The sequence below is a fragment of the Leifsonia sp. NPDC056824 genome (genome assembly GCF_042789575.1).
GTDB lineage: Bacteria > Actinomycetota > Actinomycetes > Actinomycetales > Microbacteriaceae > Leifsonia.
Map to the genome: position 1 here is coordinate 449,833 of NZ_JBHUAV010000002.1, position 26,487 is coordinate 476,319.

Here is a 26,487-nt window from a genome sequence, read left to right on the forward strand (position 1 = left end):
CGATGACCTCGAGCCCTTTGCGCACGCGTCGGCGGTGGCGTCGGCCGGCACTGTCCCTCGCGGGAGTCTGCGTCGCCTCGGCGATCGCCGTCACCGCCGCCAGCACAGTGAACTGGTCCGACGTCGTCGTCGCCCTGGACGGTCGCGACAACACCTTCGACCTGCAGGTCGCGGGCAGTGACGTGCCCGGCTGGCAGCCGGCCCCGGCCGAATGGCAGCAGGGCCGTCCTGACCCGGTCGTGGTCGCCCTGCCGGCGACGGTGCTGGAGCCCGGCACTTCGGTGCAGGCCCGCGTCGCCGTGCGCAACAGCAGCCCGAGGCTGGCCGGATCGATCAGGGTCCACCTGATCGATCCGGCCACCCAGAACCCCCTGTTCCCCGAGCTGCGCTTCACCATCTCCGAAGGAGGCCATGTGTACGCGGCCGCAGTACCGCCCGCCGGCGCGGCGGACATCCCGCTCACCGGGGCCACCGCGCCCGGCGCCGACCGGGTGCTCGACGTCGAGGTCACCCTGCCGGCCGACGCGCCGGCGTCGGTGAACGGCGCGACGACCCCCGTCCAGCTCATGTTCACGGGGGCGAGCCTGTGAGCGGGCGGCGGGTCCACCCCGCGCGCACGCGACCCCGGCGCGGCGCGCTGGCCGCGACCGGCCTCCTGGGCCTCAGCGTCGTCCTCGGCGCCTCGGCGATCGGCACCACCTCCGCCGCGTTCACCGATCAGTCGGTCCCCCAGCTCGGGACGAACGGGGCCATCGGCGGCGGCTACAACATCGCCTTCCTCGATCCGGGAGGGGCCGTCCAGGAGGGCAACCCCACCCCGTTCGCGCTCGACAGCTCCGGAAGCGGGACCATCACGCTCACGTCGGCCGCGACGGTGGACATGCGGGTCGTTACGACGACCCCGGCCACCGGCCCCGTCCGCATCACGCTCTACAACGCGTACCCCGGCAGCAGGCCGAGCGACGCGGGCGGAACCGGTCCCGGCGCCGACCCGTACGATTACGCGCTCTACACGATCACGGTCGACGGGACGGCCGTGGCGACCGCGTCCACCGCTGCCGCGATCAACACGTCCCCGCCGTTCGTCACCGGGTGGACCCAGTCCGTGCCCAAGACCATCGAGGTGCAGGTGTCCCTGCCGCACGCGAACGCGAACCCCTACATCTTCAACCGGACCCTCGTGCTCGGTGTCCGGTTCGACGGGAGCACCTCGTGAGGCGCGCCGTCATCGTCGCCGCCGTCGCGCTGCTCAGCGTGGGCAGCGCGCTGCCGGCCGCCGCCGCCCCGGCCGCCGGGCAACCAGGGGCCACACAACTCGTGACCGTGCAGATGCCGGGGCCGGGCCACCAGAGCGAGTGGTCGGCCACCGTGCAGAACCCCTCGTCCTCCGCGTCGGCGGTCTCCCTCGCGGTGCTGGACGTCACCGGCGGCGCCTCCCGGATCGACGACGCGCTCCAGGTCAGTGTGCGGGTGGACGGCGTCACCGTCATCCCGCAGACCCCGCTGCGCCGGCTGATCGGCGGCGCTCCACTCTCGCTCGGAACCGTCCCGGGCGGAGGCGCGAAGACCGTCTCCGGCGACGTCGTCCTGTCCTCGGCCGCGGGGAACGAGTACCAGGGGCTGAGCGCTCAGTTCACGCTCCGGCTCAGTTCGCTGGAGGCGGCCCCTGCCCCGCTCCCGCCGCTCGCCGATACCGGGCTCACGGTCATCGGCGTCGGCGTCCCGCTCGCCCTCATCGTCGCGGGCGTCCTGCTCCGACTCCGCCGTCGAAAGGCCGGTGAACAGGTATGAAACGCCCATCGTTGCAGTGGAGGCGTCCGGTGCGGGCACGCACAGGAGCCCGCGTCACCGGCCTCGTCGGCCTCGTCGCGGTCACGCTCGCCGCGCTCGTCGTCGTGCCGCCCACGTCCGCCGCCTACCGGGACACCGCCCAGGCGGAGACCTCGGCCGTCCAGTCGCCGCTGATCACCCAGGCGACGCGGCTGACGCCGACGAACACGTACCTCGCCAACACCGCGACCGCGCTGCAGAGCGACGGCACGCTCTGGGTGTGGGGCTTCCGCGGAAACGGCCTCTCCGGCACCGGAACGCTCACCGTCCCGTCCGCGGCGGCGCCGACGCCCGTGATCCTCCCGAACACCGGCTACACCGGCGCGAACCGCCGCTACATCGTGCGGGTCGCCGGGACGAGTCTCGACGACTACTACCCCACCGACATCAACTACACCGGGCTGGCCGCCCTGTCCGACGACGGCGTGGTCTACACCTGGGGCGGCAGCAGCACGAACAACGTGATGGGACGCCCGAGCTCGCCGATCCCGTACACGCAGCCGGGGCCGGTCTCCATCCCCGGCACCGTCGTGGACCTGCGCTCGTCCTCCGGCGTCTTCATGGCGCTGACCAGTACAGGAGACCTCTACACCTGGGGATACGCGCAGGCGCGCGGGATCACCGGCCAGGGCACGCCGACCGCCTCCTCGCCGACGCCGTCGCTGATCATGTCCGGCGTGCACAGCATCGGCGCCGGGATGTGGAACGGCTGGGCGATCCGCGGCGACTTCAACGCCAGCGACTCGACCACCGGCGTGTTCTGGTGGGGCTGGGCGAACGCGGGATCGTCGTACGCGTCCGACCCGTCCGGAGACAACCTGGGCGTGAACCGGAACGCCCCGTTCCGGTCGACGACCCTGTCGCCGTTCGCGCAGGCCGGGTGCGACACCGTCGGCGTCGTCATGGGCTCGGCCGGCGACACCTGCACGATCACGTCGCTCACCGGACACTACTTCGGGAACCAGCTCGTCTTCGACGGCGGTCACCTGGTGACCTGGGGCGACGCGAACAACCAAGGCACCGGCCGCGCGTACGTCTCCGGTCCCGTCAGCGCCCAGCCGATAGCGCTGACGCTGCCGAACAACGACACCGTCGCGGCGGTCGCACCCAGCCAGGACTACGTCCAGGTGCTCGGCGCATCCGGCCAGGTCTACGTCTACGGCCGCTATTCGTTCGGCCGGGGACCGGACCCGACCCTCGGGACGCCGTCGACCACCAACCTCGTCACCCCGGCTCAGATCGTCCCGCTCGGCAGCACCGTCACAGCGATCGGCGCGTTCGGCTACTCCGGGACCGCGTTGAACGCCGACGGCTCCTACGTCAACTGGGGCGGCGGGACCGCAGGCGGGAACAACAACACGTACTCGTCGATCATCAACAGCTGGGCGACGAACAACACCCCGACGAACGCCGTCCAGGGGCTGACGACCATGATTCCGCCGGGGGCGTGATGAAGCACCGGAAGACAACGAAGAGACGGATCGCCCTGGCCACCGTCGCCGCCGGCACACTCGTGGTGACCGCCACGCTGATCACGGCCGGACAGACCATGAGCGCCTTCACTGACTCCGCCGGGCTCGACGTCGGCCCGGACGGCATCGGCTCCGCGCCGTTCGACATCGTCTCCATCCTCCCGGGCGAGCAGGTCGCCGAAGCGCATCCTGGACAGGGCGTGACGGTGCCGATCGCCGGCGACGACAGTTTCGTCCCGGGCCGAACGGTCACAGTGAACCTCGGGGTGGCGAACAACAGCGCCGACCTCGCCGCCGCCGTGACGGTCGCCGTCAAGCCGTCGGACGCGGCCGGCTACGGCCAAGCGGGCAGCAGTCCCAACATCACCGGGTTCCTGCTCGTCACCGTCGTGGACACGACGACCGGGCAACTCCTCGTCGGCGGAAGCGCGACGGACCCCACCCAGGGTGTCCCGGTCGCGAACGCAGCGGGCGTGATTGGCCGGCTCGCGCCCCGCGGAGCGCCCGCGCTGAGCGACGGAAGCGCCTGGGTGGCCGGGAACGCCGGCAGCCGGCACGACCTCGCCATCAGCCTCTACTACGTGGACACCCCGGCCACCGTCGCGTACAACTTCGGTGCGACCGCCTTGGAGGTGGAGTTCGATGGCGCGTCGACGCCGTGAGCGCCCCCGCCGCTCCCTCTGGCAGTGGCTCGGCTCGGCCCTGCTCACGTTCTCGGCCGTCCTCGGTGCGATCGCGATCGTGACCGTCGCCGTCTGCGCGGTGCTCGGCCTGCGCCCGGTCGTCGTGATCTCCGGCTCGATGGAGCCCACCCTGCCGGTCGGGTCGTTGATCTTCTACCGCACGGTCCCCGCGACCCAGGTCGTGACGGGCGACATCGTGACGGTCCCGCGACAGGACGGCGGCACGGGCCTCATCACGCACCGGGTCAAGGAGGTCGCCACGAAGGGCGGCGTGACCACGCTGCGCCTGAAAGGCGACGCCAACGCGAGCGAGGACCCGCTGCCGTACGTGGTCTCGTCGGTGGGCAGCTTCGTCGGCGTCGTCCCGGTGGCCGGCACGATCGCGCTCGCCGCCCGGACTCCGCTGGGCATCGCGGCGGTCGCGACCTACGTGGCGGCGCTGGTCGCGGTCATCGTGTTCGGGCGGCGCCAGAAGGCGCCATCGCGGCGCCGCGGCGCACGCCGGGCGCCGCCGGTCGCGGCGGAGTGAGTTCGCGTCATGCCGCCACGACATTCGTGGCGCAGCGCGGCACGACTCAGGTGCCCGCGCTGTAGTGGGCCGTGACCTGAGCCTGAGTGAACACGGTGGAGTAGGCGGCCCCGAACCGCATGGTGCCGTTGAAGAAGTACGAGGGTGTCGGTGTGGCCCAGCCGGTGAGGTTGTCGTAGCCGAATCTCCAGTAGCCGAAGTAGGACCAGGAGGTCGTGACCGTCGTGTCGGAGGCGACGAGGCTGCCGTTGAGGTAGAGCTTCATCCCTGTCGCGGGTGAGAACGTGGCGACAGCGTGGTACCAGGTGCTCGTGCTGAGCACCGTCGGCGCCGTGATGGTGTGCTTGACATCACTGGAGTCGAGAGCACCGAAGACGAGGCGGCGGTTGTTGTCGATGAACAGCTGCCGGTCGGTCGTGAGTGGGAACGAGGCGAGGTTGCTGTCGCCGAAGCCGATCAGCTTCCCTCCCGTCGCCAGGGTGATGAACCAGACCTCGAGCGTGTACTGCGCCGGTGCGAGCCGTGACGTCGCGGTGGTGATATAGCTGGCGGTCGCGCGCGGCTGCCAGGCGGTGCCCGGGTCGCGCGGGCACGCGTCGGATGCCGTCAGGGCCGTGGTGGTCATCGGCCCGCGATAGGTCCCCGCGTTCGCGGTGCCGGAGATGTCGGTCGCGGTGGCGGACCCAGCCGCTTCGGTGAGCGGGAGCGCGACCAGCGGGCCGAGGGTGGGGTCGCTGACCGCCGCCCGGCAGGTGAAGTAGGGGGCCGTCCCGGCGGTGTTCGCGGTGTTGGCCACCTGCGCGAGGAAGCCGCCCGACGTGGACGGCACGATTCCGAACGCGATGACGAGCGCGACGATCGCCGCAAGCCCCACGGCGGCCGGCCAGCTGAACGAGAGGCGGCGGATGACGCGCGTGCTGAGCGTCATACTGTCGCCTCCCCCAGCCTCGGCACCCCCAGCGACTTCTCCCCCTCCGGCCTCTCCTGCTCCGGCCTCTCCTGCTCCGGCTTCGCCTCCTCGGCCTGCTCCTCCCCCGGCAGCCCGACGATCAGGCACCAGAGGAGCGGTGCTGCGCAGACGATGCCGACGATGATCCAGCCGAGGAGGCTGAAGGTGGGCGTGGCGGCGAGGTGGTAGTAGCCGTCGTCGGCGAGGCGGGGTACGTGGACGGACCCGACCTGCCCGCTGACCAGGTCGACGCCGGTGCCGCCGACGGCCTGCACATGGCTGGGGAGAAGGCCGGTAGACACGAGCGTCGCGTTCGCCCCGCGGTGGGTGGACTGGGTGGCGAGGACCATCACGCCGACGAACGGGCGGACGATCGCGGCGGTGACGGCGAACACCAGGCTCGCCCCGATGACGCGCAACGGCGCCCGCCAGCGTGCGGTGGCGAACCACTCGGTGAGCGCCCACACGAGCAGCCCGCCGACGAAGAAGTAGGGCAGAGAGCGGATGAGCCAGCCCCAGCCGGGGAGGATCGCGGCTGCACGTCCCACGAGGTCGCGCGCGGTGAGCTGCCACGGGTCGGTCGCGCCGTTGATGTCGCCGCGGGTGATGAGCTTCCCGGCGGGAGTGATGTCCCTCACGCGGTGTGTGTAGGTCTCGTCCGGGGAGGTCGGCGGGTGGAAGGTGATGACGTCACCGACGCGAACGGCGGAGGCCGAGACGGGGGTCGTGATGACGAGCGTGCCGACAGGGGCGGTCCGGCCCATCGAAGGAGACTCGACGATGAACCAGCGCCACCCCGTGCTCCAGAACGCGGCGAGGATTGCGATAGCGACCGCGATCAGGACACCGGCCAGGCCGGCGACGACGATCGCTGCGAGCCGCGCGAGGGTGCGGGTGGGTGCGTTCATGGTGGTGACGGCGGTGCAGCGCGACGGGGGCAGCGCGCTGCACCGCCTGACCCTTCGGGTAGGGGTGGGAACGGAACTCAGCTGGCGAATGCCCAGGTCAGCGGCAACGACGCCTGCAGGCCCTGGTAGGTGTTGTCCGCCGTCGAGGCGAGCGTCACGGCGAACGTGAACGGCACCGTCGTGCCCGGCGCCACCGGCGTCGCCAGTGCGAACGGCGCGTGCCCGGCGAGGGCGGCCACGGTGCCGGAGTAGACCGTGGTCGCACCGGAGGTGATGACCACGGTCAGCTTCGCGCACAGGTCGGTGGCGGTGCCGTTCGCGGCGCCGTTCGCGGACTGGGTGCACGTCGCGCCCGGGGTCAGCGTGAAGGTGTTCGCCGGCACCGTACCGGTGTTCGTGATCGTGATGTTCGTCGAGACCGCGGTCCCGGGCACCATGGCCAGGTTGCCGCCGAACTTGTTGATGGTGGAGCACGTCGCGGCGTTGGTCGACACCGAGCCGCCGTTCGTGCTCAGGCAGGTGATGGTGCCGGTGGAGTCCTTCTCCTGCATGACGAGCGCGCCGGTGCCGGCCGTGTTCGTGGTGTTGGTGATGCTCGCCACGAACCCGGACAGGGTCCCGGTGAGGCTGAGCGCGAGCAGCACGGTTCCCACCGCTCCTGCGATGAGAGCCAGCGGCGTCAGCCGGCGACGCTTCCGGCTGCTCGGGTCGGTGATGGTCATGGTCGTTCCTTTACGGGTGTCGGCGACGGCGGGGTGGAGCTTCACCCAAGAGATCGCCTGACAGCGTGAGAATGACGCGGCGCGGCCGAAGAAACCAAAAAACCGGCTTCCGCGTGATCACGCGGAAGCCGGTCTTCCCAAAGTGGATCTGAGGGGACTCGAACCCCTGACCCCCTGCATGCCATGCAGGTGCGCTACCAGCTGCGCCACAGACCCGTATTCAGTTCTTTCGCGTTGACCGGGCTCCCCCGGGCAACTCATCAAGCGTACTACACGCGGGCTGCGCAACGTAAATCGGTCGTGCAGCCCGGGCGTGTGCGCTCCTGCTACTCCGCGCTGTGCACGGACAGCTCGAGCGGGAGGACCGGGCAGTCCTTCCAGAGTCGCTCGAGGGCGTAGTACATGCGGTCCTCCTCGTGGAAGACGTGCACCACCAGGTCGCCGAAGTCGAGCAGGATCCAGCGGCCCTCGGACTTGCCCTCGCGACGCAGCGTGCGGACGCCCGCGTCGTTGAGGCGGTCCTCCACCTCGCCGGCGATCGCGATCACGTTGCGCTCGACCGAGCCGGAGACCAGCAGGAAGGCGTCCGTCAGCGGCAGCGGGCCGGAGACGTCGAGCGCCACCAGATCGACGCCGCCCTTCGAGTCGGCGGCCTCGGCCGCGAGCTGGAGGATTTCCCGGGCGTGCGGGGTTGCGGTCACAGAGAGTCCTTCGGGAGAGTGCGGGTCGAGAAGAGGCGTTCGCGGGTCATCAGAAGACGTGGAGCACGTACGCCGCGATCAGCAGGCCGATCACGCCGACGGCGAGAACACCCGCGGTCACCATGAGAACGACGGGGAGGGCGTTGCCGCGCTTCCGCGGCGGGGCGATCACCCCGCGCGTCGACGTGTGCGTGCTGATCGCGCGCGACGCGCGCACCGGCGCGACCTCGGAGGTGTTGAACTCGTTCTCCTCGCTGTCCAGCAGCCGGTCGATGTCCGAGGAGTCGATGCGGTCGTGCGCACCGGTCGCCCCCAGCGTGCGCGGGAGGTCGATCGAACCGGTGACGAGGATCTCCCCGGTGCTGGTCAACGGGCCGGTCGCGTCCGCCTGGGGCAGCGACGGGAGGATGAGCGCGTTGGTCGTGGTGGCCGCCGTCGAGTGGCCGACGTTGCGGGAGGTGATCGGCTCGGAGCCGTCCTCCAGCTCGGCCGCCGTCGACCAGTGACCGGTCGGCGGGGTGAACGGACGGCGCTCCTGGGCGGAGACGTCCTCCGCCTCGGCGGGCACGGCGGCGGAAGCAGCCTGCGAGCCGAAGCCGGTGAACACAGATGCAGGAGAGGACGTCACCGCGGTGTCGGCCTGCTGCGTCGCAGCAACAGGGGCCGCCTCGTCGGTGAACGTCACGGGAATGATCGGCTCGGCGATGGCCGGCGAGTGGCTCGCCTGGTTCGCCGCCTGCGCCTGGAGCATCGCCCGCAGCTCGCGGCGGGTGAGCGTGCGCTCGCCGGTCGGGTCGGACTCGTCGTCCGACGCCGCGGACGCAGCGGTGGTGAACTCCTGCGAGGTGGCGCGGACCGGGGCCGACGCGGACCCGGGCAGCACGGACATCGGCTGCGTGACCGGCTCGGGCTTGGACGGGTCCGGCGCCTGCCGGAACAGGTCGAACGACGCCGCGTCGGCGCTGGGGTCGGCGGCCGGACGCTGTGGGGCGCTGAACAGGAGGTTGTCGAAGCTGCCGCCGGAGGAGACGCCGGGCTCGGCGAACGCCGAGGCGGGGATGGCGGGAGCCTGCTCCTCATCCGCGGTCTGAGCGTCGGACGCACCGGGGGTCGACGACATCTCGGGGATCTCCCCCGCCGGGGTCGCCTCGGAGGTGCCCGCACGGCGCGACGCTTGACGTGCCGCTGTACGCTCACTCTCTCTGGCCTGTCGCCGTGTCTGCGGCGGCTGGCTCGCTTCCGCTGGCTGTTCAGGCCATGACGTCATTCCACGCTCCGATACAAGTGATGTTTGGAGATGTACTGGACCACCCCGTCGGGGACGAGGTACCAGACGGGGAATCCCCTGCTCACCCGGCTCCGGCAGTCGGTGGACGAGATCGCCAGGGCCGGAACTTCCAACAAGCTTACGTCCTGTTTCGGCAATCCAGAAATATTGAGGTCGTGTCCCGGGCGACTCACAGCAACGAAGTGCGCGAGCTTCCACAGCTCGTCGAAATCGCGCCAGCTCAGGATCTGTGCGATCGCGTCCGCGCCGGTGATGAAGAAGAACTCCGCGTCCGGTCGCTCCTTGCGCAGATCGCGGAGGGTGTCGATCGTGTAGGTGGGCCCGACGCGGTCGACGTCGACCCGGCTGACGGTGAACCGCGGGTTGGAGGCCGTCGCGATCACCGTCATCAGATAGCGGTGCTCGGCGGTCGTGACCTCGCCCTTCTGCCACGGTTGGCCGGTGGGCACGAAGACGACCTCGTCGAGGTCGAACGACTGCGCGACCTCGCTCGCGGCGACCAGGTGGCCGTGGTGGATCGGATCGAACGTGCCGCCCATCACGCCGATGCGTGGACGACTCTTCTCGGTCAGCTCCATGTGTGGGGGTCGGTGAGGTCTCAGTGCCCCTGGGTCGGGTGACCGGTGCCGTGGTGGGTGGCGCCGGGGGCTGCGGCGTGCGACGCGGCGTCGGGCGCCGAGCGGTGCGCGTGGCGGTTGGCCACGTCGCGGAAGCTGAACATGACACCGAGCAGGCACAGGAAGGTGACGATCGCGATCGTGCCGTAGGCCCAGGTGGGAATGGGCAGCGCGACGTGGGTCTCCGCGGCCGCGGCGATGATGGTCGTCAACTGGGACATCGGTGGTGTTCCTTTCGGGCGCTGTGGTGAAGGCGCGGTGGCGCGAGGCCGTTCCTCAGTCTAGCGGTCGTTCAGCCGCGGATCTGGCCGGACCCGCGCACGATCCACTTCGTGCTCGTCAGCTCCGGCAGCCCCATCGGGCCGCGCGCGTGCAGCTTCTGCGTGGAGATGCCGACCTCCGCTCCGAAGCCGAACTCGCCGCCGTCGGTGAACCGGGTGGAGGCGTTGACCATGACGACCGCCGAGTCGACCTCAGCGAGGAAGCGGTCGGCGTTGCCGAGGTCGTTGGTGACGATCGCCTCGGTGTGCTGCGTGGAGTAGCGGCGGATGTGCGCGATCGCGGCGTCGAGGTCGTCCACGACGCGCACCGAGATGTCCAGGCTCATGTGCTCCGTCGCGTAGTCCTCGTCGGTGACGGGGACGCCGCCCGGCGCGTACGGCAGCGCGGTCTCGTCGGCGTGGATCGTGACGCCGGCCTCCGCGAGGGCGCCGAGCACGGCAGGCAGCAGGCGCTCCGCGGCGTTCCGGTGCACCAGCAGGGTCTCCACCGCGTTGCAGACACTGGGACGCTGGACCTTGGCGTTGCGGACGATGTCCACCGCCCAGTCCTCGCGCGCGCTCTCGTCGAGCACGATGTGGACGACGCCGGCGCCGGTCTCGATCACCGGGACGCTCGACTGGGTGACGACGGCCTGGATGAGGTCGGCACTCCCCCGCGGGATCAGCACGTCGACCAGGCCGCGGGCGCGCATCAGCTCGTTCGCGCCGTCGCGGCCGAACGCGTCGATGGTCTGCGCGGCGTCGGCGGGGAGGCCGGCGCTCGCGAGCGCGTCGCGGACCACCTCCACGAGCACAGCGTTCGTGTTCAGCGCCGCGGTGCCGCCGCGCAGGACGACGGCGTTGCCGCTCTTGATCGCGAGCGACGCGATGTCGATGGTGACGTTCGGCCTGGCCTCGTAGATCGCGCCGACCACACCGAACGGCACGCGGGTCTGGGCGATCTTCACGCCGTTCGGGAGGTCGCTGCCGCGCACCACCTGGCCGACCGGGTCGGTGAGCCCGACGACCTCCAGCACCGCGTCGGCGAGGCTCTGGAGCCGGGCCGGGGTCAAGGTGAGCCGGTCGAGCAGGCCGGCGGAGAGCCCGTTCTCACGACCGTTGGCGAGGTCGAGCTCGTTGGCGGCCAGGATGGCCTGCCCGGCCGCGACGACGCCGTCGGCGATCGCGCGCAGCGCCGCGTTCTTCTGCTCGGTCGTCGCGGTCGCCAGCGGCAGCGACGCGGCCTTGGCCGCACTCAGACGGTCTGCGAGCGAGGTGGAGGCGGCGACGGTCGAGGACATGCCCCAAGTCTAAGCGGTGGCGGGCTGCGCGGCCTCGGAGTCGGGGGCCGGCGCAGAGGCCGCCACGGCGTCGGAACTCGGCGCCGGCGCGAACCAGGTGCCGACGGTCTCGCCGCGCAGCGCCTCGGCCACCAGGGTCGTCGCCGTGAGGATGACGGCCGTCCCGCGCTCTGCGGCCTGACGCGCGGCCGACACCTTGGTCAGCGCTCCCCCGGTGCCGACCCCGGACAGGCCGGTGGAGCCGATCTCGACGCCCTCGAGCTCGTCCTGCCAGCCGACGTGCCCGATGCGCTCGGCGCCCGGCTCCTGCGGCGGCTTGGTGTAGAGCGCGTCGACGTCCGAGAGCAGCACGAGGAGGTCGGCCTCCACCAGCAGCGCCACCAGCGCGGCGAGCCGGTCGTTGTCGCCGAACCGGATCTCATGCGTGGCCACGGTGTCGTTCTCGTTGACGATGGGCAGGATGCGCAGGTCGAGCAGCCGCTCCATCGCGCGCTTGGCGTTGCTGCGGTGGGTCGGGTTCTCCATGTCCCCCGCGGTGAGCAGCACCTGCCCCGCCACGATCTCGTAGCGGTCCAGGCTGTCCTGGTACCGGTAGATGAGCACGTTCTGGCCGACGGCGGCCGCCGCCTGCTGGGTGGCCAGGTCGGTGGGCCGGCCGTCCAGCGCGAGGTACGGCAGTCCGGTGGCGATCGCGCCCGAGGACACCAGGATGACCTGCGAGCCGCGGCCGTGGGCCTCGGCGAGGGCGTCGACGAGCGGGACGATCTGCCCCGCGTTGTCGCCGCTGATCGACGACGAGCCGACCTTGACGACGATCCGTCGTGCGGTGGGGACCTGGGCGCGCTCGTCGATCGTCATTACCTGCCCGTCCCGCCTTCCGCCTCACCCCGGGAGCCGGAGTCCTGGCCGTCGTAGTCGTCGTAGTCGTCGTCCTGCCAGAGGCCGGCCTCCTTCTCGCGGAGGAGCTCGGCGCGGGCCTCGGCCTTGCCGTCCATCCGCTCGAAGTACTCCTCGCGGCGCTGGTTGCGGGTGGGGCGCGCGCTCGCGTCGATGCGCACGTCCGTGCCACGCGGCGAGGCGATCAGCTCGGCCGTCGAGGTCAACGTGGGCTCCCAGTCGAACACCACGCCGTTGTTCCGGCCGATCACGACCGTGGAGCCGGCGACGGCGCCCGCGGTGAACAGCCGGTCCTCGACGCCCAGCTTGGCGAGCCGGTCGGCCAGGTAGCCGACGGCCTCGTCGTTGGCGAAGTCGGTCTGGGCGACCCAGCGCTCCGGCTTCGCGCCGAGGATGCGGTACACGGGGCCGTCCGAGCCGCCCTCGACCTTGACGGTGAAGCCGGAGTCGTCCACGGCCTTCGGGCGGATGACGATCCGGGGGCGGATCTCCGCTTCGGCGGCCTCGGCGGCGCGGGCCTCCTCGACCTGCTCGGCCAGCGCGAACGACAGCGCGCGCAGACCCTCGTGGCTGACGCTGGAGATCTCGAACACGCGGTAGCCGCGCGCCTCCAGGTCCGGACGGACGAAGTCGGCCAGCTCCCGGCCCTCCGGGACGTCGATCTTGTTGAGCGCGATGAGCTGCGGGCGCTCCAGGAGCGGCACCTGGCCCTCGGGCACGGGATAGGCGCCGAGCTCGCCGAGGATGACCTCCAGGTCGCTCAGCGGGTCGCGGCCGGGCTCGAGCGTGGCGCAGTCGAGGACGTGCAGCAGGGCGGAGCAGCGCTCGACGTGGCGCAGGAACTCCAGGCCGAGGCCACGGCCCTCGCTCGCGCCCTCGATGAGGCCGGGGACGTCGGCGACGGTGTAGCGCACGTCGCCGGCCTGCACGACGCCCAGGTTCGGGTGCAGCGTGGTGAACGGGTAGTCCGCGATCTTCGGCTTGGCCGCCGACAGCGCGGCGATCAGGCTGGACTTGCCCGCGGACGGGTAGCCGACGAGCGCGACGTCGGCGACCGTCTTCAGCTCCAGGAGGACGTCGCCCTCCCAGCCGGGCGTGCCGAGCAGCGCGAACCCGGGCGCCTTGCGCTTGGTGGTGGCCAGCGCGGCGTTGCCGAGTCCGCCGAGACCGCCGGCGGCGACGACGAAGCGCATGCCAGGCTCGGTGAGGTCGACGAGTTCCTCGCCGTCGGGCGACTTGACCACGGTGCCGACCGGGACGGGCAGCTCCAGCTCGACGCCGGTGTAGCCGCTGCGGTGGTCGCCCATCCCGAAGCCGCCGTTGTCGCTGGAGCGGTGCGGTGCGCGGTGGTAGCCGAGCAGGGTGGTGACCTGGGGGTCGGCCACGAGCACGATGTCGCCGCCGTTGCCGCCGTTGCCGCCGTCGGGGCCGGCGAGCGGCTTGAACTTCTCGCGGCGGACCGAGACACACCCGTTTCCGCCGTTGCCCGCGCGCAGATGCAATGTCACGCGGTCCACGAACGTGGCCATGGGTGCTCCTCTAGATCGGTGAAACGACGGATGGGCGGGCCGAAGCCCGCCCATCCGTGAAGTGCTGTCGTGGGGTGAGGCTCAGGCCTCGACGGCCACGATGTTGACGACCTTGCGGCCGCCCTTGGTGCCGAACTCGACCGCGCCGGCCTCCAGGGCGAACAGCGTGTCGTCGCCACCGCGGCCGACGTTGGCGCCCGGGTGGAAGTGCGTGCCGCGCTGGCGGACCAGGATCTCGCCGGCGTTGACGGTCTGGCCGCCGAAGCGCTTCACGCCGAGGCGCTGCGCGTTCGAGTCACGACCGTTGCGAGTGGAACTCGCGCCCTTTTTGTGTGCCATGTCTTCTTCTCCTCGAGAGGTTCTCTGTCGGCTACTTGATGCCGGTGATCTTGACGCGCGTGAGCTCCTGACGGTGGCCCTGGCGCTTCTTGTAGCCGGTCTTGTTCTTGAACTTCTGGATGACGATCTTCGGGCCGCGCAGGTCGTCGAGGACCTCGGCGGTCACCTTCACCTTGGCGAGGGACTTCGCGTCGGAGGTGATCTTGTCACCGTCGACGAGCAGGACAGCGGCCAACTCGACGTTGCCGTCCTTGTCGGCCTTGATGCGGTCCATCGTCACGATGGTGCCGACCTCGACCTTCTCCTGCCGGCCACCGGCGCGCACAACTGCGTAAACCACTTTCACGTACCTTTTCGTCGGGGATCAGTTCCCGGCGTGGCCGTGGACCTGTCCTGCTCTTGTTTGTTCAGGGAGTTACTGGCGAGCACATCCCCGTCGATGGCGGCGGGTGGCTCTCAGAAAACCGTGGAGGTGTACCGGGCTACCGGCACACACCAACGGTCAACTTTACCCGACGCCACACGACCCGTCAATTCAGCGAGGGGGCGTCGAGACCGACCGGAACCCTGGACGGGACCGGTTCCTACAATCATTGTATGACGGTCCTGATCGATCCCCCGGCATGGCCCGCCCACGGCATGTTGTGGTCGCATCTGGTCAGCGACTCGTCGCTGGACGAGCTGCACGCGTTCGCCGCCGCGGCGGAGATCCCGGCGCGCGCGTTCGACCTCGACCACTACGACGTGCCGGACCGCCGCTACGACGAGCTCGTGGCGGCGGGAGCGGTGGCGGTCGGCGGCAAGGAGCTGGTCGCCCGGCTCATCGCCAGCGGCCTGCGCGTGCGGGCGCGCGACCGCGTGCGCCGTCACTGACCGGGTCGGCGACGGCGCACGGGAGGCGGATCAGTCCTCGGGCTTGTCAGTCTTCGTGCTTGTCCCCGGCGATCTGGCCGCCGGTGATGACGGCCGTGCTCGCGCGGCGGCCGCGGCTGCGACCCTGGCCCTGCGCCTTCGGGTGCGGGAGGGAGTCCAGCACGGAGTCGAGCAGCAGCTCGGTCTCCACCGCCCGCGCGACCGGCGCGTGCGCGGCCGGAGCGGTCGGCTCGGGAAGCTCGATCATCGGGAAGTCCAGGTGCGGGTGCTCGTCGCCCTGCGCCGCTGCGGGAGGCTCCGCTGCGGAAGTCTGGGCGACCGGGGCCTCGGCCTGACGCTGCTCGTCGCGCGGGCCCTTGCCCTTGCGGCGGCGCTTCTTGGGCGCGGCGTCCGTGGCGGGCGCCTCGGCGGCGGGCGCGGCCTCGGCCGCCGGGGCGGCCTCCCCCTCCGGGTGCGGCTGGCCCTCCGGGTGCGGCTGGCCCTCGGCGTGCGGGTGGATGGTCGAGGCCGCGATCTGGGCGAGCGCGTTCTTGGCGTCGTCCGTGATCGCGTGCGTTCCGGTGGTGTGCTGCACGCTGGGCTGCTGCTGACCGCCGCCGTTGCCGTTCCCGTTGCCGCCGCGGCCGCGACGGCGCTCGCTCTGCGGCTGCTGCTGCTGCGGCTGGCGGTGCTTCACGACCGGGTCGTGGTGCACGATGACACCGCGGCCGGCGCAGACCTCGCAGGCCTCGCTGAAGGTCTCCAGCAGGCCGAGGCCGAGCTTCTTGCGCGTCATCTGGACGAGACCGAGCGACGTGACCTCCGCCACCTGGTGCTTGGTCCGGTCGCGGCTCAGGCACTCGATGAGGCGGCGCAGCACCAGGTCGCGGTTCGACTCCAGCACCATGTCGATGAAGTCGACGACGATGATGCCGCCGATGTCGCGCAGCCGGAGCTGGCGGACGATCTCCTCCGCGGCCTCCAGGTTGTTCTTGGTGACCGTCTCCTCCAGGTTGCCGCCGGAGCCGACGAACTTGCCGGTGTTGACGTCGACCACGGTCATGGCCTCCGTGCGGTCGATGACCAGCGAGCCGCCGGAGGGCAGCCAGACCTTGCGCTCGAGCGCCTTCTCGATCTGCTCGGTGATGCGGTGCTCGTCGAACGCGTCGCGGTCGCCGGCGTACTCCTCCACACGGTCGATCAGGTCGGGCGCGACCTGGCGCAGGTAGCTCTCGATCGTCTGGCGCGCGTCATCGCCGGCGATGACCAGCTTCTGGAAGTCCTCGTTGAAGACGTCGCGGATGATCTTGATGAGCAGGTCGGGCTCGCTGTGCAGGAGCGCGGGCGCCTGCTGCGTCTCGACCTGGCGGCTGATGTCCGCCCACTGCGCCGTCAGGCGGGTGACGTCGAGCGTGAGCTGCTCCTCGGTGGCGCCCTCGGCGGCCGTGCGCACGATGACGCCGGCGCTCTCGGGGAGCACCTCCTTGAGGATCTTCTTCAGGCGCGAGCGCTCGGTGTCCGGCAGCTTGCGGCTGATCCCGTTCATGGAGCCGTTCGGCACGTACACGAGGTAGCGGCCGGGCAGCGAGATCTGGCTGGTCAGGCGCGCGCCCTTGTGGCCGACCGGGTCCTTGGTGACCTGGACCAGCACGCGGTCGCCCGCCTTGAGGGCGAGCTCGATGCGACGCGGCTGGTTGCCGGTCTCCACGGCGTCCCAGTCGACCTCGCCGGAGTACAGCACGGCGTTGCGGCCGCGGCCGATGTCGACGAAGGCCGCCTCCATGCTCGGCAGCACGTTCTGCACGCGGCCGAGATAGACGTTGCCGATGAGGGAGGCCTCCTGCGACCGGGCGACGTAGTGCTCGACCAGGACCTTGTCCTCGAGCACGCCGATCTGGATGCGGCCGCCCTTCGAGCGGACGACCATCTGCCGGTCGACGGACTCGCGGCGCGCCAGGAACTCCGCCTCGGTGATGACCGGGCGGCGGCGTCCGGCGTCGCGGCCGTCGCGGCGGCGCTGCTTCTTCGCCTCCAGGCGGGTCGAGCCCTTGACCTTCTGCGGCTCGGTGATGAGCTCCGGCTCGCGCGGGGTGCGGACCTTGACGACGGTGTTCGCCGGGTCGTTCGCCTCGGTGCGGCCGTTCTCGCCCGCGCGGCGGCGCGAGCGGCGGCGCATGGTGCCGGTCGCCTCCTCGTCCGGGAGCGGGGGCAGCGGCAGGACGTCAGGGGCCTGGAACAGCAGCGTTGTCGGCGGCAGGCCGGGGATGACGGGGCCTGCCGCCTCCGGCTCATCGCCGTGGCGCTCGGGCAGGGCGGGGGGCTCGACGCCGTCGGCGGCGAGCGTCGCGACGTCGACCACGGACTCCGCCGCGGGCACGGCCGCTGTCGTCGCCTCGGTCGCGGCGGACTCGTCGGCAGTGTCGACCTGCTCCGCGACGACCTCCTGCTCGGCGATCTCGCTCTCACCGGCGAACACCGGCGTTTCGGCGGTCCCGGCAGGACGCGTCACGCGTCTGCTGCCGAAGATACCACGGCGCCTGCGCCCTCCCGTTCCCTGATCGTTGCTGTTCGTGCTGTCGATATTCTCGTTTTCCACCATCGCTGGTGCACTCCTCGACCGGTGGCGGCAACCCGCTCGCCGGGTACTCTCCGTCGGAGGCGCCGCGGCGCCTGCCGTAATCCTGGCTCGGAATGCCGGTGCTCGTGGCACCTGCGTCCGGCTCTCCGTTGTCTTGTGCCGGCCTGCATGGCCGGCCTTTCATTCGGGCGCACCTGGCGCCCTCAAGCCTTCTGTTCGCGTCGGCCGGCATGCTGCCGGGACGACGTATCCAATGATTATCGCATGTCGAGGGCCGTGGACCGGCGCAACCCGCGTTCACAGAACGGGCGCGCCGCGTCATGCCATAATCCGACTGTGCCTGCCTCGAAGACCGCGACCGCCGACCAGACGACCGATCCCGCTCCCGCGGAGTACCGCCGCCCGACCGCGCTCGCGATCTTCCTGATCGTCGCAGGGGCCATCGGCTTCTGGGCCGCGTTCATGCTGACGGAGGACAAGTTCCACCTGCTCGAGAACGCGAACGCCCAGCTCTCCTGCAACTTCAACGTGCTCGTCGGCTGCAGCAAGAACCTGAACTCGTGGCAGGGTTCGCTCCTCGGCTTCCCGAACCCGCTGCTCGGCCTCGCCGGCTGGACGGCGACCATCGCGGTCGGCGTCGGCCTGTTCGCCGCGGGGCGCTTCGCCCGCTGGTACTGGATCGCCTTCAACGTCGGCGTCGTGCTCGCCCTGGTGCTGGTGATCTTCCTCATCACCGAGTCGCTGACCGTCCTCAACGTGCTCTGCCCGTGGTGCATGGTCACCTGGACGGTCACCATCCCGACCTTCTGGGCGGTGACGCTCTACAACCTCAAGGAGGGGCACATCCCCGTGCCCGAGCGTGCACGCCGGTTCTTCGGCACGCTCTACAGCTGGGTGCCGCTCATCACGATCGTCAGCTACGCGATCGTGGCGGTGCTGGCGCAGATCCAGCTCGACTGGATCCACCGCGCGTTCGTCTGATCCGCCGGGACATGCAGAACGGCTCCCGACCATGAGGTCGGGAGCCGTTTCTCGTTCGGAGCGTGCTCAGTCGAACCAGAGCGCGAGCTCGCGCTGCGCCGACTCGGGCGAGTCGGAGCCGTGCACCAGGTTCTGCTGCACCTTCAGGCCCCAGTCGCGGGCCAGGTCGCCGCGGATCGTGCCCGGCAGCGCGGTGGTCGGGTCGGTCGCGCCGGCGAGCGAGCGGAAGCCCTCGATCACGCGGTTGCCCGCGACGCGCAGGGCGACGACGGGCCCGGACTCCATGAACTCGACGAGCGGCTCGTAGAAGGGCTTGCCCTCGTGCTCGGCGTAGTGCTTCGCGAGCAGCTCGCGGTCGGCCTGCAGCATGCGCAGGTCGACGAGCGAGTAGCCCTTGGCCTCGATGCGGCGCAGGATCTCGCCCGTGAGGTTGCGGGCGACTCCGTCGGGCTTGACGAGGACGAGGGTCTCTTCGACGGCGGTGGTCATCTGGTCTCCGTTCGGTTGTTCCGGTCGGTGTTGTTCCGGTCGATGCGGGAGGCGACGATCATGCAGTAGGTCCACATGGCCGTGAAGATCGCCCCCACGATGAAGAAAGCAGGCTGGAGGAAACCGGCGGCGACAACGAGCAGCTGGACGATCCAGCCGAGGACGACGCCGATGCGGTTCCGCATCAGCCCGATGGCCGCGATCATCAGCACGACGACGAGCGCTCCCCCACCGAGCGCGGCCCAGGCCGGCAGGGCGTTCAGCCCGAAGAGCACGAGCGCGCCGAGGAAGACCACGATCAGCTCGAAGCCGAGCACGATCGAGCCGAGGCTCTCGCGCAGGGAGCGCTGCCGGCGTGCGCGCGGCTGCTTGGCGTCGCTCACGCGGTCGCGTCCTTCCAGCCCTGCTCGTCGGCGTACGCCATCGCGGCGCCGACCAGCACGATGGACCCGGTGACGACCACGGCGCGGCGCGGCTCCTCGCCCGCCCACTCGCGGGCGGCCTCCAGTGCGTCGAGGCCGTCGCTGTAGACGATCGTCGCCTCGTCCCCGGCCTCGTCGCGCACGATGTCGCCGAGGTCGTCGGCGGGCAGGGCGCGGTCGGACGCGGGCTCCGTGACGAAGAACTGCGACGCGACCGGGGCGAGGGCGCGGATGACGCCGCGGGCGTCCTTGTCGCCCAGGCTGCCGACCACGAAGGCCAGCTCGTCGAAGTCGAAGTACCGGCGCAGGGCGTCGGCGAGAGTCGCGGCGCCCGCCGGGTTGTGGGCGGCGTCGACCAGGATGGTCGGCTCGACCCCGATGAGCTGGAGACGGCCGGGCGAGGTCGAGGTGGCGAAGCCCTCCTCCACCAGGTCGGACTTCAGCGGCTGGGTGCCGCGGCCGAGGAAGGTCTCGACCGCCGCGACCGCCACCGCGGCGTTCTGCGCCTGGTGGTCGCCGTACATCGGGAGGAAGACGTCCTCGTAGGTGGCCGCACGGCCGCGCACGGTGACGAGCTGGCCGCCGACGGCGACCTGCGTGCTCACCACGTCGAAGGCCTGCGGCTGGGCCGCGAGAGTCGACTCGGTGAGCCGGGCGGCCTCCTCCAGCTCGGTCATGGCCTCCGGGGCCTGCGCCGAGGTCACGACGTCGGCGGACGGCTTGATGATGCCCGACTTCGTGCGCGCGATCTCGCGCACAGTGCCGCCGAGCTGCTTGGTGTGGTCGAGCGAGATGGGCGTGAAGACCGCCACCTGGCCGTCGCCGACGTTGGTGGAGTCCCACTCGCCGCCCATGCCGACCTCGATCACGGCGACGTCGACCGGGGCGTCGGCGAAGGCGGCGAACGCCAGGGCGGTGAGCGCCTCGAAGAAGGTCAGCGGCGCCTTGCCCTGCTCCTGCAGCTCGGCGTCGACGATCTCCAGGTACGGACGGACGTCCTCCCAGTTGCTCACCAGGGCCTCGTCGGAGATCGGCACGCCGTCGATCATGATCCGCTCGTTGAAGCGCACCAAGTGCGGGCTGGTCAGCAGGCCGGTGCGCAGGCCGTAGGCGCGCAGGATGCTCTCGGCGATCCGGCTGGTCGAGGTCTTCCCGTTCGTCCCGGTGATGTGGATGATCGGGTAGGCCCGCTGCGGGTCGCCCAGCAGCTCCACGGCACGGCGGGTGGCGTCGAGGCGCCGCTCGGGGGCGCCCTCGCCGACGCGGGCGAGGAGGGCCTGGTAGACGGCCTCGGCGTCTTCGCGCAGCTCGTCGTCGTCGGTCATCGGGTCACCTCGACCTTCGTCACGCCGACCGTGAAGCGGCCCGCGTTCGCGTACAGTCCTGCGGCGAAGTCCTTGCTGAAGTCGTCGCGGCCGTCGGCGGAGCGCTCGCCCGCCGAGACGAACTCGAACTCCAGCGCCAGGGTCTCGGCCGCGATGTCGACGGCTTCGCCCGCGAGCGCGATGGCCGCCACGTCGTCGTCGTGCTCGAACGCGACGCTCAGCTCGATCCGGTCGCTCACGTCGAACCCGGCCGCCTTGCGGGTGTCCTGCACGGCGCGGATGACGTCGCGGGCCAGGCCCTCGGCCTCCAGCTCCGGCGTCGTGGCCGTGTCGAGCAGGACGAAGCCGCCGCCGGGCAGCAGCGCCAGCGCCGAGGTGGCCTCGTCGTCGGCCTGAGCGGTCTCCAGGACCAGCTCGTACTCGCCCTCGACCAGCTCCACGCCGCCCACGGTAACGACTCCGTCGTGCTCCGACCAGTCGCCGGCGCGCGCGGCCTGGATGACCTGCTGCACCTGCTTGCCGAGCCGCGGTCCGGCGGCGCGGGCGTTCACGGTCAGCCTGCTGGTGATGCCGTAGGCGTCCGCGCTGTCGTCGGCCAGCTCCACCAGCTCCACTGCCTTGACGTTGAGCTCGTCGCGGAGGATGCCCTCGAACGGTCGCAGGGCGTCCGCGCCGGCCGCGACCACGGTCAGCGACGCGAGCGGCAGTCGCACGCGGCGGCCGGACTGCTTGCGCAGCGAGAGCACGGTCGAGCTGATCGCACGGATGCGGTCCATCGCGTCGACGAGCGCGTCGTCGGCCGGGAACTCGTCCGCCTCCGGCCAGTCGGTCAGGTGCACGCTGCGGCCGCCGGTGAGGCCCTTCCAGATGCGCTCGCTGACCAGTGGGAGCAGCGGGGCGGCGACCCGGGTCAGGGTCTCCAGCACCGTGTAGAGGGTGTCGAACGCCTCGGCGCCCGAGCCGTCCTCGGCCACGCCGGTCCAGAACCGGTCGCGCGAACGGCGCACGTACCAGTTGGTGAGCACGTCGGCGAAGTCGCGCAGCTTGGCCGAGGCGAGCGTCGAGTCGAGGCCCTCCAGGTCGGCGGTCACGGCCTCCACCAGGTCGCGGGTCTTGGCGAGCAGGTAGCGGTCGAGCACGTCGGTGGACGCCGTCGATCGCGTCGCCTCGTAGCCCGCCGCGTTGGCGTAGAGCGAGAAGAAGTACCAGGTGCTCCAGAGCGGCAGCAGGACCTGGCGGACGCCCTCGCGGATGCCCTCCTCGGTGACGATGAGGTTGCCGCCGCGCAGCACGGGGCTCGACATCAGGAACCAGCGCATCGCGTCGGAGCCGTCGCGGTCGAAGACCTCGTTGACGTCCGGGTAGTTGCGCAGCGACTTGGACATCTTCTGGCCGTCGCTGCCGAGCACGATGCCGTGCGAGATCACGTTCGTGAACGCGGGGCGGTCGAACAGGGCGGTGCCCAGCGTGTGCAGCAGGTAGAACCAGCCGCGGGTCTGCCCGATGTACTCCACGATGAAGTCGGCCGGGTTGTGGCTGTCGAACCAGTCGTGGTTCTCGAACGGGTAGTGCACCTGCGCGAACGGCATCGAGCCGGAGTCGAACCAGACGTCGAGCACGTCCGGGATGCGGCGCATGGTCGAGCGTCCGGACGGGTCGTCCGGGTTCGGCCGGGTCAGCTCGTCGATGAACGGGCGGTGCAGGTCGGGCTCGCCCGCGGCGTTGACCGGCAGCCGGCCGAAGTCGCGCTCCAGCTCCTCCAGCGAGCCGTACACGTCGACGCGCGGGAACTCCGGGTCGTCGCTCTTCCAGACCGGGATCGGCGAGCCGAAGTAACGGTTGCGCGAGACGGACCAGTCGCGGGCGCCGGCGAGCCACTTGCCGAACTGGCCGTCCTTGACGTTCTCGGGCACCCAGTTGATGCCCTGGTTGAGCTCGACCATCCGGTCGCGGAACTCGGTGACGCGCACGAACCAGCTCGACACCGCCTTGTAGATCAGCGGGTTGCGGCAGCGCCAGCAGTGCGGGTACGAGTGCTCGTAGCTCGCCTGGCGCAGCAGCCGGCCGTCCTCGCGCAGCAGCGTGGTGAGCGGCTTGTTCGCCTCGAAGACCTGGAGGCCGGCGACGTCCTGCACGTCGGCGAGGAACCGCGCGCCGTCGTCCACCGAGATGATCACGGGGATGCCGGCGGCCTCGCAGACGCGCTGGTCGTCCTCGCCGTAAGCGGGGGCCTGGTGGACGATGCCGGTGCCGTCCTCGGTGGTGACGTAGTCGTCGACGAGGATCTGCCAGGCGTTCTGCGTGCCGAACTTCTCGGTGTCGGCGTAGTAGTCCCAGAGCCGGTCGTAGGTGACGCCCTCCAGCTCGCGGCCGCGGACCGTACGGCTGACCGCCTCGCGCGCGGCCTCCGGGGAGCCGTAGCCGAGGTCCTTCGCGTAGTTGCCGACGAGGTCGACCGCCAGCAGGTACTCGCCGCTCAGCGAGTCCTCCTCCCGCAGCCCGGCGCTGTGCCGGCCGCTCGCGCGTCCGTGCACATCCGCCGCGCCGTTGGGGCCGGCGGGGACGACGGCGTACTCGATGTCCGGCCCGACGACGAGCGCCAGGTTCGTCGGCAGGGTCCACGGCGTCGTCGTCCAGGCCAGGGCACGCACGCCCGTGAGACCGAGGGCCTCCGCCTTGGCGCCGGTCAGCGGGAAGGTCACGGTGACCGTCTGATCCTGGCGCATCTTGTAGACGTCGTCGTCCATGCGCAGCTCGTGGTTGGACAGCGGGGTCTGGTCGCGCCAGCAGTAGGGCAGGACGCGGTGGCCCTCGTAGGCGAGCCCCTTCTCGTGGAGCTGCTTGAACGCCCAGATCACGGACTCCATGTAGGGGGTGTCGAGCGTCTTGTAGTCGTTGTCGAAGTCGACCCAGCGCGCCTGGCGGGTGACGTACTCCTGCCACTCGCGGGTGTAGCGCAGCACGGAGTCCTTCGCAGCCTGGTTGAAGGCGGCGAGGCCCATCTCCTCGATCTGGCTCTTGTCGGTGATGCCGAGCTGCCGCTCCGCCTCCAGCTCGGCCGGGAGTCCGTGCGTGTCCCAACCGAACCGGCGCTCGACCTTCTTGCCGCGCATCGTCTGGAAGCGCGGGAAGACGTCCTTGGCGTAGCCGGTCAGCAGGTGGCCGTAGTGCGGGAGGCCGTTGGCGAACGGCGGGCCGTCGTAGAAGACCCACTCCGGCGCGCCCTCGCGGTTCTCCACCGAGGCGCGGAAGGTGCCGTCCTCCGCCCAGAAGGCGAGGACGTCGGTCTCGATCTCCGGGAAGACCGGGGACGGCGTGACGTCCTGGGGACGGCGCTGTGCAGCGTCGGGTCCCGTGGGCTCGGGCGCACCGTCCGGTGCGGACTTGGGGTACGGCATCTCTCTCCTGGCAGTCGTGATCTGCACGAGGACGCCGGGCGCTCGCACGCCCGTCGCGGTACCACCCCGCTTGCCCCCTCCGCCTGCGGCGCCGGATGAAGCCTCTCGTTCCGCGGCTGTGACGGGCCTGCCCCGTTCGGTTCTACTGAGCGGGCGAGGGCCCGCCGTTCTTCCGAAGACTCGCCGGTGATAGCCGGGTCGACGTCGTTCGCACCATTCTATCCGGTCGCGAGCGCCGCCGCGAAGCCCGCGCAGACCGGCTCGACGGCGTCGCGCACCACCGGGGTCAGCGGGCCGCGGCCCACACCGGCGCGCGCCCAGACGCCCGCGGCGGCGACCGCCGCGCCGACGACCGCCGTGGCCGCCGCCCGTGGCAGCAGGCCGTCCGCGTCGTCGCCCGACCTCCGGGCGATCGCGACCGCCACCTGGCGCACGACCGAGAGGAAGCGCGGGAGGGCGGACGCCTGCAACTCGGCGTCGGTGCCCATCAGCTCCACCTGGGTCACCGCGAGCGGCAGCCGCTCCGGGCCGAAGCCGTCGGCCAGGCGCAGGACCGCGGCGAGCACGGCCGCCATCGGCTCCACATCGTCGCCCGCCGCGGCGAGCATGGCGGGGAACGCGGCCAGCGACTCGTCCACCTCCAGCCAGAGCAGGTCGCTCTTGGCGGAGAAGTAGTTGAAGAAGGTCGCGCGGCTCACCCCGGCGCGCCTCGCGATGTCGTCGACGGTCGTCCCGGCGTAGGTCTGCTCCAGGAACAGCTCGCCCGCCGCCTCGGCCAGCATGCCGCGCGAAGAGGCGCGGGGCCGGCCGGATCCGGGGGCGCCCTGGCCGTCGGAATGCCGCGGTGTCACGATGCGTTGTCTCCTCACGCCTAATATTGGACCCGGTTCAAATACCCCCGTCAGAAGGACACCAGTGACCTCCACCCCCACGCTCGCCGTCAGCGAGACCGATCGCCCGGGCATCACGCCGGGCACCGCTCGCCGCGTCGCCATCGCATCGTTCGTCGGGACCTCCCTCGAATCGTACGACTTCTACCTCTACGCGTACTTCGCCGCCTTCTTCGTCGGCCCGCTGTTCTTCGCCCCGCTCGGCGCTTTCGGACAGGTCCTCACCGCCTTCCTGGCGATCGCGGCCGGCTTCGTGATCCGCCCCGTCGGCGCCGTGATCCTCGGCCACCTGGGCGACCGCATCGGCCGCCGGCCCGTGCTCCTGATGACGATCCTGCTGATGGGAATCTCCACCGGCCTCGTCGGCCTCCTGCCGACCTATGCGGCCGCAGGCTGGTTCGGCGGCGTGGCCCTCATCGCCCTGCGCCTCGTGCAGGGACTGTCGCTCGGCGGCGAGTGGGGCGGCTCCATCCTGCTGGCGACCGAGTACGCCAACCCGAAGCGCCGCGGCTTCTACGCCGCGCTCCCCCAGCTCGGCTCCCCGGTCGGCTCGATCCTCAGCGCCGTGGTCTTCATCGTGCTGACGCTGACCATGTCGCCGGCCGACATCGCCTCGTGGGGCTGGCGCATCCCGTTCCTCACGGCGTTCCCGCTGCTGCTGGTCTCGCTCTACCTGCGCTGGTCGATCGACGAGACCCCGGTGTTCCGCAAGCTCGTGGAGACCGGCCGGCGTGACCGCTTCCCGGTCCTCGACGTCTTCACCAAGGCCCCCGTCGCGTTCGTCATCGCGATCGGCGCGGCCGTGCTCGGCATCGGCTCGTACTCGCTGATGAACACCTACATGGTCGACTACGGCACCGCCGTGCTCGGGTTCAAGTTCCAGGACCTGCTTGTGGCGACCACGATCGGCGGGCTGCTCCAGCTTGTCACGATCCCGCTGTTCGGCCTGTGGGCCGCGAAGATCGGCTCGGCGCGCGTCGTCGCCATCGGCGCGATCGGCACGCTCATCGTCGCGTTCCCGATGTACTTCCTGCTGCAGAGCGCGTCGTTCGGCGTGCTCGTGGGCAGCATGATCATCGGCGGCATCCTGCCCACCCTGTCGTGGGCCGGCCTCGGTGGCCTGATGTCGGACCTGTTCCCCGGCCCGATCCGCTACAGCGCGCTCTCGGTCGCCTACAGCGTGGCCGCGCTGGTCACCTCGTTCGTTCCCGCGCTGACCTTCGTCTTCGGCCAGGCCGTCCACAACGCGTGGTGGCACCCCGGAATCGTGCTCGCGGTCATGTCGGTCATCACGCTGGTCGCCGCCTGGGCGGCCGCCCGCCGCCGGCCCATCGTCGACGAGGGCACCACCGACGCCCAGACCGTCGAAGCCGTCGAGGCCTCCGCGGCAGCCTGACCCTCGAGGGGCACGTCGTTGTCACTTTTAGGGGGCGAAAGTGACAACGACGTGCGCCTCGGGGGGGGGCGGGTACCGATGTTGGGTGCCGCCAAGTAGGCACCCCTGACGCGGTGCCGCACATATCGAAT

27 protein-coding genes and 1 tRNA gene are annotated in these 26,487 nt (G+C 70.9%); 9 read left to right on the forward strand and 19 right to left on the reverse strand.

Features of this window, described 5'->3' with window-relative positions; translation table 11 throughout:
- Positions 1-2 precede the first annotated feature (2 nt).
- Genes ACFRFH_RS11520 through ACFRFH_RS11545 form a run of 6 tightly spaced genes read left to right on the forward strand, consistent with a single transcriptional unit; the run spans position 3 to position 4,514 of the window.
- Positions 3-590, forward strand: a complete 588-nt coding sequence (locus tag ACFRFH_RS11520; protein WP_382463139.1) for a hypothetical protein — start codon at positions 3-5, stop codon at positions 588-590.
- Positions 587-1,216: a hypothetical protein gene (locus tag ACFRFH_RS11525; protein ID WP_382463140.1), complete on the forward strand. Its 630-nt coding sequence runs from the start codon at positions 587-589 to the stop codon at positions 1,214-1,216. The genes ACFRFH_RS11520 and ACFRFH_RS11525 overlap by 4 nt, the downstream gene beginning before the upstream one ends.
- Complete coding sequence (locus ACFRFH_RS11530) at positions 1,213-1,791, forward strand: hypothetical protein (RefSeq protein WP_382463141.1); 579 nt, start codon at positions 1,213-1,215, stop codon at positions 1,789-1,791. Before ACFRFH_RS11525 ends, ACFRFH_RS11530 begins: the two co-directional genes overlap by 4 nt.
- A 29-nt stretch (positions 1,792-1,820) precedes the next feature.
- The gene (locus tag ACFRFH_RS11535; RefSeq protein ID WP_382463142.1) at positions 1,821-3,281 is read left to right on the forward strand and encodes a hypothetical protein; all 1,461 of its coding nucleotides are present in this window, start codon (positions 1,821-1,823) and stop codon (positions 3,279-3,281) included.
- Entirely contained in the window at positions 3,278-3,964 is a 687-nt protein-coding gene (locus ACFRFH_RS11540) for a hypothetical protein (RefSeq protein WP_382463143.1), read from the forward strand. The genes ACFRFH_RS11535 and ACFRFH_RS11540 overlap by 4 nt, the downstream gene beginning before the upstream one ends.
- Entirely contained in the window at positions 3,945-4,514 is a 570-nt protein-coding gene (locus ACFRFH_RS11545; RefSeq protein WP_382463144.1) for a signal peptidase I, read from the forward strand. Before ACFRFH_RS11540 ends, ACFRFH_RS11545 begins: the two co-directional genes overlap by 20 nt.
- Before the next feature lie 46 nt (positions 4,515-4,560).
- On the opposite strand, the gene ACFRFH_RS11550 is transcribed toward ACFRFH_RS11545, so the two are convergent.
- From ACFRFH_RS11550 to rplU, 13 genes are all read right to left on the reverse strand, one after another.
- Positions 4,561-5,442, reverse strand: coding sequence for a LamG domain-containing protein (locus tag ACFRFH_RS11550; protein ID WP_382463145.1), 882 nt, complete (start codon positions 5,440-5,442; stop codon positions 4,561-4,563).
- Positions 5,439-6,371, reverse strand: a complete 933-nt coding sequence (locus ACFRFH_RS11555; protein WP_382463146.1) for a signal peptidase I — start codon at positions 6,369-6,371, stop codon at positions 5,439-5,441. The genes ACFRFH_RS11550 and ACFRFH_RS11555 overlap by 4 nt, the downstream gene beginning before the upstream one ends.
- Before the next feature lie 77 nt (positions 6,372-6,448).
- Complete coding sequence (locus ACFRFH_RS11560; RefSeq protein ID WP_382463147.1) at positions 6,449-7,093, reverse strand: hypothetical protein; 645 nt, start codon at positions 7,091-7,093, stop codon at positions 6,449-6,451.
- Between the two features lie 143 nt (positions 7,094-7,236).
- Positions 7,237-7,309, reverse strand: a tRNA-Ala gene (locus ACFRFH_RS11565).
- A gap of 110 nt (positions 7,310-7,419) precedes the next feature.
- Positions 7,420-7,794, reverse strand: a complete 375-nt coding sequence (gene rsfS / locus ACFRFH_RS11570) for a ribosome silencing factor (protein WP_382463148.1) — start codon at positions 7,792-7,794, stop codon at positions 7,420-7,422.
- 49 nt (positions 7,795-7,843) lie between these two features.
- Entirely contained in the window at positions 7,844-8,914 is a 1,071-nt protein-coding gene (locus tag ACFRFH_RS11575) for a hypothetical protein (protein WP_382463149.1), read from the reverse strand.
- Between the two features lie 143 nt (positions 8,915-9,057).
- Positions 9,058-9,660, reverse strand: a complete 603-nt coding sequence (gene nadD, locus ACFRFH_RS11580) for a nicotinate-nucleotide adenylyltransferase (RefSeq protein WP_382463150.1) — start codon at positions 9,658-9,660, stop codon at positions 9,058-9,060.
- Positions 9,661-9,680: 20 nt separating this feature from the next.
- Positions 9,681-9,920, reverse strand: coding sequence for a hypothetical protein (locus ACFRFH_RS11585; protein WP_382463151.1), 240 nt, complete (start codon positions 9,918-9,920; stop codon positions 9,681-9,683).
- Positions 9,921-9,991: 71 nt separating this feature from the next.
- Positions 9,992-11,260, reverse strand: coding sequence for a glutamate-5-semialdehyde dehydrogenase (locus ACFRFH_RS11590; protein WP_382463152.1), 1,269 nt, complete (start codon positions 11,258-11,260; stop codon positions 9,992-9,994).
- Between the two features lie 9 nt (positions 11,261-11,269).
- Positions 11,270-12,118 (reverse strand): glutamate 5-kinase, encoded by an 849-nt coding sequence (gene proB / locus ACFRFH_RS11595; protein ID WP_382463153.1) that lies wholly within the window; start codon positions 12,116-12,118, stop codon positions 11,270-11,272.
- Positions 12,118-13,686 carry a GTPase ObgE gene (gene obgE, locus ACFRFH_RS11600; RefSeq protein WP_382463154.1) on the reverse strand — a complete coding sequence of 523 codons (1,569 nt, stop codon included), beginning with the start codon at positions 13,684-13,686 and terminating at the stop codon, positions 12,118-12,120. Before obgE ends, proB begins: the two co-directional genes overlap by 1 nt.
- An 81-nt stretch (positions 13,687-13,767) precedes the next feature.
- The gene (gene rpmA, locus ACFRFH_RS11605) at positions 13,768-14,025 is read right to left on the reverse strand and encodes a 50S ribosomal protein L27 (RefSeq protein ID WP_369963520.1); all 258 of its coding nucleotides are present in this window, start codon (positions 14,023-14,025) and stop codon (positions 13,768-13,770) included.
- A 31-nt stretch (positions 14,026-14,056) separates the two neighbouring features.
- Positions 14,057-14,365, reverse strand: a complete 309-nt coding sequence (rplU, locus tag ACFRFH_RS11610; RefSeq protein WP_382463155.1) for a 50S ribosomal protein L21 — start codon at positions 14,363-14,365, stop codon at positions 14,057-14,059.
- A 257-nt stretch (positions 14,366-14,622) separates the two neighbouring features.
- On the opposite strand from rplU, the gene ACFRFH_RS11615 reads away from it, so the two are divergent.
- Positions 14,623-14,898: a DUF4031 domain-containing protein gene (locus ACFRFH_RS11615; protein WP_382463156.1), complete on the forward strand. Its 276-nt coding sequence runs from the start codon at positions 14,623-14,625 to the stop codon at positions 14,896-14,898.
- 46 nt (positions 14,899-14,944) lie between these two features.
- Here the strand turns inward: ACFRFH_RS11615 and ACFRFH_RS11620 are convergent, their stop codons facing one another.
- Complete coding sequence (locus tag ACFRFH_RS11620; protein WP_382463157.1) at positions 14,945-17,386, reverse strand: Rne/Rng family ribonuclease; 2,442 nt, start codon at positions 17,384-17,386, stop codon at positions 14,945-14,947.
- A gap of 405 nt (positions 17,387-17,791) precedes the next feature.
- Between ACFRFH_RS11620 and ACFRFH_RS11625 the strand changes: the two genes are divergently transcribed.
- Positions 17,792-18,436: a vitamin K epoxide reductase family protein gene (locus ACFRFH_RS11625; RefSeq protein ID WP_382463158.1), complete on the forward strand. Its 645-nt coding sequence runs from the start codon at positions 17,792-17,794 to the stop codon at positions 18,434-18,436.
- Between the two features lie 66 nt (positions 18,437-18,502).
- On the opposite strand, the gene ndk is transcribed toward ACFRFH_RS11625, so the two are convergent.
- The 5 genes from ndk to ACFRFH_RS11650 all read right to left on the reverse strand — a co-directional run bounded on the left by ndk (position 18,503) and on the right by ACFRFH_RS11650 (position 24,939).
- Positions 18,503-18,925, reverse strand: a complete 423-nt coding sequence (gene ndk, locus ACFRFH_RS11630) for a nucleoside-diphosphate kinase (protein WP_370053072.1) — start codon at positions 18,923-18,925, stop codon at positions 18,503-18,505.
- On the reverse strand, positions 18,922-19,308 hold the full coding sequence (locus ACFRFH_RS11635; RefSeq protein WP_382463159.1) for a DUF4233 domain-containing protein: 387 nt from the start codon (positions 19,306-19,308) through the stop codon (positions 18,922-18,924). Before ACFRFH_RS11635 ends, ndk begins: the two co-directional genes overlap by 4 nt.
- Positions 19,305-20,672, reverse strand: coding sequence for a bifunctional folylpolyglutamate synthase/dihydrofolate synthase (locus tag ACFRFH_RS11640; protein WP_382463160.1), 1,368 nt, complete (start codon positions 20,670-20,672; stop codon positions 19,305-19,307). The genes ACFRFH_RS11635 and ACFRFH_RS11640 overlap by 4 nt, the downstream gene beginning before the upstream one ends.
- Positions 20,669-24,070: an isoleucine--tRNA ligase gene (gene ileS / locus ACFRFH_RS11645; protein ID WP_382463161.1), complete on the reverse strand. Its 3,402-nt coding sequence runs from the start codon at positions 24,068-24,070 to the stop codon at positions 20,669-20,671. Before ileS ends, ACFRFH_RS11640 begins: the two co-directional genes overlap by 4 nt.
- Positions 24,071-24,288: 218 nt before the next feature.
- Entirely contained in the window at positions 24,289-24,939 is a 651-nt protein-coding gene (locus ACFRFH_RS11650; RefSeq protein ID WP_382463162.1) for a TetR/AcrR family transcriptional regulator, read from the reverse strand.
- A gap of 46 nt (positions 24,940-24,985) precedes the next feature.
- On the opposite strand from ACFRFH_RS11650, the gene ACFRFH_RS11655 reads away from it, so the two are divergent.
- Positions 24,986-26,356 carry an MFS transporter gene (locus tag ACFRFH_RS11655; protein WP_382463163.1) on the forward strand — a complete coding sequence of 457 codons (1,371 nt, stop codon included), beginning with the start codon at positions 24,986-24,988 and terminating at the stop codon, positions 26,354-26,356.
- The last annotated feature ends 131 nt before the right edge of the window (positions 26,357-26,487 follow it).